We start from the raw sequence: 5,682 nt of genomic DNA on the forward strand, positions 1-5,682 counted from the left end.
GGAGCTCGGTCGCGCGGGCGCGGGCGGCCGGGAGGCCGGCGTGGGCGGCGACCGGGACGACGACTTCCAGGTAGCACTTGAGCTTGGGCTCGGTGCCGCTGGGGCGGACGATGACGCGGGCGCCGTCCAGGGTGTAGCGCAGGCCGTCGGTGGGCGGCAGCTCGGCCGTGCCCCGCGTCAGGTCCTCGGCGTTCGTGACGGGGAGGCCCGCCAGCGCGGTCGGAGGGTGCTCGCGCAGCCGGCGCATCGCGTCCGCGATCAGCGACAGGTCCTCGACCCGCACCGACAGCTGGTCGGTGGCGTGCAGGCCGTGCTCCACGGCGAGGTCGTCGAGCAGGTCGAGAAGGGTGCGGCCCTCCTCCTTCAGCACCGACGCCAGCTCGGTGATCAGCAGCGCGGCGGTGATGCCGTCCTTGTCGCGCACGCCCTCGGGGTCCACGCAGTAGCCGAGGGCCTCCTCGTAGCCGTAGCGCAGGCCGTCCACGCGGGCGATCCACTTGAAGCCGGTCAGGGTCTCCTCGTACGGCAGCCCCGCCTTGCCGGCGATCCGGCCGAGCAGGGAGGAGGAGACGATCGACTCCGCGAACGTGCCGGTCGCGCCGCGGCGGACCAGGTGGGCGGCGAGCAGGGCGCCGACCTCGTCGCCGCGCAGCATCCGCCAGTCGGCGCCGTCCCTGACGGCCACCGCGCAGCGGTCGGCGTCGGGGTCGTTGGCGATGACCAGGTCCGGGCCGGTGGCGCGGGCCCGGGCGAACGCCAGGTCCATCGCGCCCGGCTCCTCCGGGTTCGGGAAGGCGACCGTCGGGAAGTCCGGGTCCGGCTCGGCCTGCTCGGCGACCAGCACCGGCTCGGGGAACCCGGCCCGGGCGAAGGCGGCCAGCAGTACGTCCTTGCCGACGCCGTGCATGGCCGTGTAGACCGTGCGGGCGGTGCGCGGGGAGTCCGCCGCGAGGACGGCGTCCGTACGGGCCAGATACGCGTCCAGGACCGAGTCGTCCAGGATCTCCCAGCCGGCGTCCGGGCGCGGTACGTCGTGCAGGGAGGCGATGGCGTCGATCTCGGCGGCGATCTCCGCGTCGGCGGGCGGCACGATCTGGGAGCCGTCGCCGAGGTAGACCTTGTAGCCGTTGTCCCGGGGCGGGTTGTGGCTGGCGGTGACCTCCACGCCGGCCACCGCGCCGAGGTGCCGGATCGCGAAGGCCAGCACGGGGGTGGGCAGCGGGCGGGGGAGCACGGCGGCACGCAGACCGGCGCCGGTCATCACGGCGGCGGTGTCCCGGGCGAAGTCGGCCGACTTGTGCCGGGCGTCGTAGCCGATGACCACCAGTCCGTCGCCCTGTCCCCGCTTGCGCAGGTACGCGGCGAGACCGGCGGCGGCGCGGATGACGACGCCGCGGTTCATGCGCATGGGGCCGGCGCCGAGTTCGCCGCGCAGGCCCGCCGTGCCGAACTGGAGCGTGCCGTTGAAGCGGGCCGCCAGCTCCGCCGTGTCACCGGCGTCGATCAGCTTGGCCAGTTCGTCGCGGGTCTCCTGGTCGGGATCCTCGGCGAGCCACGCCTCGGCCCGGGCGATGAGATCGTCGTGCACCTTGGGATCAACCTCTCCTAGTCGTCGCTGGGGGCGTCGCCCCCGAACCCCCGTTCGCCCGCCCGCCCGTCCGGAACCACCGGTCGGGAGGCGGGCGCGACGGGAGTCCCGTCACCGGCGCCGCGGCGCCCGCGTCCGCTTACAGCTTGCCCAGCACCCGGGCCAGCAGCTGGCCCATCCGGGCCGCCGAGTCGCGGCCGGCCTGGAGGACCTCCTCGTGGTTGAGGGGCTCGCCGGTCATGCCCGCGGCCAGGTTGGTGACCAGGGAGATGCCCAGCACCTCGGCGCCCGCCTCGCGCGCGGCGATGGCCTCCAGGACGGTGGACATGCCGACCAGGTCCGCGCCGATGACGCGGGCCATGCGGACCTCGGCCGGGGTCTCGTAGTGCGGGCCGGGGAACTGGGCGTAGACGCCCTCCTCCAGCGTGGGGTCGATCTCCTTGCACAGGGCGCGCAGGCGCGGCGAGTAAAGGTCCGTCAGGTCGACGAAGTTCGCGCCGACGATCGGGGACGTCGCCGTCAGGTTGATGTGGTCGCTGATCAGCACCGGCTGGCCGGGGCGCATGCCCTCGCGCAGACCGCCGCAGCCGTTGGTGAGCACCACGGTCTTGCAGCCGGCCGCGACCGCCGTGCGCACGCCGTGCGCGACCGCCGCGACGCCACGGCCCTCGTAGTAGTGGGTGCGGCCCAGGAAGACCAGGGCGCGCTTGTCACCGAAGGAGTACGAGCGGATCTTGCCGCCGTGCCCCTCGACGGCCGGCGGCGGGAAGCCGGGCAGCTCGGTGACCTGGAACTCGGCGTCGGGGGCGCCCAGCGCGTCGACGGCCGGAGCCCAGCCGGAGCCCATCACGAGGGCGACGTCGTGGGTCTCGGCGCCGGTGAGGGCGCGCAGGCGCGCGGCGGCGGCGTCGGCGGCGGCGTAGGGGTCGCCCTGGATGTCGTCCGGAAGAAGAGATGCGTTCACGCCGATGAGGGTAACCGCTCTTCGCCTACGCGCGTAGATGACAGAGCACACGGGTTTGTGTTCGTTGCCTTGTCGTTTTCCACAAACGGTGGACGAAACGGGAGGTAAGGGGCGCGGCGCCGGTCTCAGCAGGGGCGCTTGCGGAGTTCCATCACATAGTCGTGCGGGGCGCCCGCCGACTCCGCCGCGTCGGCGATCTCGCCCAGATAGCGCGCCGACGGCAGCCCGCCCTCGTAACCGTTGAGGACGTAGGCCCAGGCCGGCTCCTCACCGTCCAGGGTGTGCGCGCGCACCCGGACCCGGCGGTACAGGTCCAGCCCCACCCCTTCCCACCGGTCGAGCGACTCCTCGTCCATCGGCGCGATGTCGTACAGGCCGACGAACACCTGGGCCAGCGGGTCCTCCACGATCGTCGCCAGCGCGCCCTCCCAGCCGAGCTGCTCGCCGCCGAAGGTCAGCCGCCAGCCGTTCAGCCAGCCGGTGGCGCGCAGCGGCGAGTGCGGGGCGCGGCGGGACATCAGGCGCGCGTCGAGGTTGCCGGCGTAGGCGGCATAGAGCGACATGGGGAGAGGGTACGGCAGACGTCCCGCGCGCCCCGCGCGTCACGGGAGCGGCCCGGCGGCGCCCCCGGGCAGTAGCACCTTGATGCGTGCGGGACAATGGAGTACGTGACTCGGATCGTGATCATCGGTGGCGGACCCGGCGGATACGAGGCGGCCCTGGTGGCCGCCCAGCTCGGCGCGGAGGTGACCGTCGTCGACTGCGACGGTCTGGGCGGAGCGTCGGTGCTGACCGACTGCGTGCCGTCGAAGACCCTTATCGCTACGGCCGAGGTGATGACCACCTTCGACTCCTCCTACGAGGAGCTGGGGATCATCGTGGCCGACGACACCCCGCCGCTGGAGCGGTCGGCCCGGGTGGTCGGGGTGGACCTCGGCAAGGTCAACCGCCGGGTGAAGCGCCTCGCGCTCGCCCAGTCCCACGACATCACCGCGTCCGTCACGCGCGCCGGCGCCCGGGTCATGCGCGGGCGCGGCCGGCTGGAGGGCATGCAGGCCCTGGACGGGTCCCGCAAGGTCGTCGTCACCGCCGCCGACGGCACCGAGGAGACCCTCACCGCCGACGCCGTCCTCATCGCCACCGGCGGCCACCCCCGCGAGCTGCCCGACGCCCGCCCCGACGGCGAGCGCATCCTGAACTGGACCCAGGTCTACGACCTCACCGAGCTGCCCGAAGAGCTGATCGTGGTCGGCTCCGGCGTCACCGGCGCCGAGTTCGCCGGCGCCTACCAGGCCCTCGGCTCCAAGGTCACCCTCGTCTCCTCCCGCGACCGCGTGCTGCCCGGCGAGGACCCGGACGCCGCCGCCGTGCTGGAGGACGTCTTCCGGCGCCGCGGCATGAACGTCATGGCCCGCTCCCGCGCGCAGTCCGCCAAGCGCGTCGGCGACCGGGTCGAGGTCGCGCTGGCCGACGGCCGGGTCATCACCGGCACGCACTGCCTGATGGCCGTCGGCGCCATCCCGAACAGCGCGGGCCTCGGCCTGGAGGAGGCCGGCGTCAAGCTGCGCGAGTCCGGGCACATCTGGACCGACAAGGTCTCGCGCACCACCGCCCCCGGCGTCTACGCGGCCGGCGACGTCACCGGCGTCTTCGCCCTCGCCTCCGTGGCCGCCATGCAGGGGCGGATCGCGATGTACCACTTCCTCGGCGACGCGGTGGCCCCGCTGAACCTGAAGACGGTCTCCTCGAACGTCTTCACGGACCCCGAGATCGCGACCGTCGGCTACACGCAGGCGGACGTGGACGCGGGCAAGATCGACGCCCGCGTGGTCAAGCTGCCGCTGCTGCGCAACCCGCGCGCCAAGATGCAGGGCATCCGGGACGGCTTCGTGAAGATCTTCTGCCGGCCGGGCACCGGGATCGTCGTCGGCGGTGTCGTGGTGGCGCCGCGCGCCTCGGAACTGATCCACCCCATCTCGATCGCCGTCGACAACAATATGACGGTCGAACAGATCGCGAACGCCTTCACCGTGTACCCCTCCCTTTCGGGGTCGATCGCGGAGGTCGCCCGGCAGTTGCACACCCGCAAGGCGAGCGCCGAGGGCTGACGGCTCCGGCCGGCTCATCGCTGGTCAGACGGGCCGGGGCGCCGACGGCGGGCGAAACCGCCCCGATCGGCGCCCTATACCACTTCGCGTCCCACACTGCGAACAACTTCTGCTATTCGCCGCAAACTGCTGAAAGCAGACGGTCGCTGGGGTTACTGTCAGTTTCGTGTTCGCTGCTGAACGTCGCCAATTGATCCTCGAAATGGTGCGAGCGAACGGTGCCGTGTCGCTCCGTGAGCTCGCCCGCGTCGTCCAGACCTCCGAAGTGACCGTACGGCGGGACGTGCGCGCGCTGGAGGCAGAAGGACTCCTCGACCGCCGTCACGGCGGTGCGGTACTGCCGGGCGGGTTCACACGGGAGTCCGGCTTCCCGCAGAAGTCGCATCTCGCGACCGCCGAGAAGACGGCCATCGCCGACCTCGCCGCGGGCCTCGTCGACGAGGGCGAGGCCATCGTGGTCGGGGCGGGTACGACCACGCAGGAGCTGGCCCGCCGCCTCGCGCGCGTGCCGGGCCTGACGGTCGTCACCAACTCCCTCCTGGTGGCCCAGGCGCTCGCCCACGCCAACCGGGTGGAGGTCGTGATGACCGGGGGCACCCTGCGCGGCTCCAACTACGCCCTCGTCGGCTCCGGCGCCGAGCAGTCCCTCCAGGGCCTGCGCGTCTCCAGGGCCTTCCTCTCCGGGAGCGGCCTGACCGCCGAACGCGGCCTGTCCACCTCCAACATGCTCTCGGCGTCCGTCGACCGGGCCCTCGTCCAGGCCGCCGCGGAGGTCGTGGTCCTCGCCGACCACACCAAGCTCGGCACGGACACGATGTTCCAGACCGTGCCGACGGACCTGATCACCCGCCTGGTCACCGACGAGCCGCCGCCCCACGACGACCGCGCGGTCACCGAACTGCAGGCCCTCGCCGACCAGGGCGTCCAGATCGCCGTTGCGGGGGCGAGCGGAAACCCGGGGGGTGACCAGGTCCCGGCGGGCCGCCGCACCTCCCTGCCGGGACCCCGCAGAAGCCACGTAC

General features: G+C 73.0%; 5 protein-coding genes. 2 read left to right on the top strand and 3 right to left on the bottom strand.

Going from position 1 to position 5,682, the window contains the following annotated elements; genetic code table 11:
- The 3 genes from H5J33_RS21385 to H5J33_RS21395 all read right to left on the bottom strand — a co-directional run.
- The coding region (locus tag H5J33_RS21385) for a phospho-sugar mutase (RefSeq protein ID WP_181796535.1) at positions 1 to 1,588 on the bottom strand (1,588 nt) is incomplete at its 3' end.
- Positions 1,589 to 1,727: 139 nt separating this feature from the next.
- Positions 1,728 to 2,552, bottom strand: a complete 825-nt coding sequence (locus tag H5J33_RS21390) for a purine-nucleoside phosphorylase (protein ID WP_181796536.1) — start codon at positions 2,550 to 2,552, stop codon at positions 1,728 to 1,730.
- A 125-nt stretch (positions 2,553 to 2,677) separates the two neighbouring features.
- A complete protein-coding gene (locus tag H5J33_RS21395; RefSeq protein ID WP_030789665.1) occupies positions 2,678 to 3,115 on the bottom strand; it encodes a gamma-glutamylcyclotransferase in 438 nt (145 codons plus the stop codon).
- 96 nt (positions 3,116 to 3,211) lie between these two features.
- Here H5J33_RS21395 and H5J33_RS21400 point away from each other — a divergent pair, with 96 nt between their 5' ends.
- Both H5J33_RS21400 and H5J33_RS21405 read left to right on the top strand, forming a co-directional pair.
- On the top strand, positions 3,212 to 4,660 hold the full coding sequence (locus H5J33_RS21400) for an NAD(P)H-quinone dehydrogenase (RefSeq protein WP_181796537.1): 1,449 nt from the start codon (positions 3,212 to 3,214) through the stop codon (positions 4,658 to 4,660).
- 202 nt (positions 4,661 to 4,862) lie between these two features.
- On the top strand, positions 4,863 to 5,682 hold an 820-nt coding region (locus tag H5J33_RS21405), incomplete at its 3' end, for a DeoR/GlpR family DNA-binding transcription regulator (protein ID WP_258565274.1).

Source organism: Streptomyces sp. WELS2, assembly GCF_013870595.1.
Lineage (GTDB): Bacteria > Actinomycetota > Actinomycetes > Streptomycetales > Streptomycetaceae > Streptomyces.

What these genes read in the sequence shown, in the direction of transcription:
- H5J33_RS21400 (WP_181796537.1), top strand. Translation starts at nt 3,212, where the DNA reads ATGGAGTACGTGACTCGGATCGTGATCATCGGTGGCGGACCCGGCGGA.
- H5J33_RS21395 (WP_030789665.1), bottom strand. Translation starts at nt 3,115, where the DNA reads ATGTCGCTCTATGCCGCCTACGCCGGCAACCTCGACGCGCGCCTGATG.